Annotated in this window: 1 protein-coding gene; it reads left to right on the top strand. The window is 59.7% G+C overall.

The genetic code is table 11. The features are described 5' to 3' along the window. Positions 1–16 precede the first annotated feature (16 nt). Entirely contained in the window at positions 17–373 is a 357-nt protein-coding gene (locus tag NDI72_RS21960) for a hypothetical protein (RefSeq protein WP_113152804.1), read from the top strand. Positions 374–452: the final 79 nt, after the last annotated feature.

Below are 452 nucleotides of genomic sequence, written 5' to 3'. Positions count from 1 at the left end.
ACGCCACGGGGGACTTATGAAGAAGCTTACTTTGGGGCTTGCTGTCGTTGTCGGGACCATTCTGGCCGGCGGGGCGCAATCTGCCGATCTCTCCACCGGCGATTATTGCCCGGTGGCCGGGAATGCCAAACTTCTCACCATCGAAAACAACGCCACCCTCACCAATGAGGTCGTCCGCCTCATGGATGAGGCCGTCGCCGTTGCCGATAGCCCGCAATGGATCAACTCGGGTCGCCCCGCCTTCGTCTGGGCCTCCGAGGCCAAGGTCGCCTGCGGCAAGGCCTATGGCTATCTCCAGTCCGCCTATCGGGATGAGGACTATCTGAACAAGTGCGAGTGTTTCCACTCGCGCATGGTTCGGTACATGTATTGATCTGCCGTAGATCCGGGTGCCTGGTGTCCCGATGAGAGTGTCTTCCGAGCCGTTGCTGCGCCCTGAAGCAATTTCAGGA

The sequence above is a fragment of the Nitratireductor sp. GZWM139 genome (genome assembly GCF_030068685.1).
Lineage (GTDB): Bacteria > Pseudomonadota > Alphaproteobacteria > Rhizobiales > Rhizobiaceae > Nitratireductor > Nitratireductor aquimarinus.
Note: the sequence above shows the minus strand (reverse complement) of the source record. Positions and strands in the feature narration are given on the sequence as shown.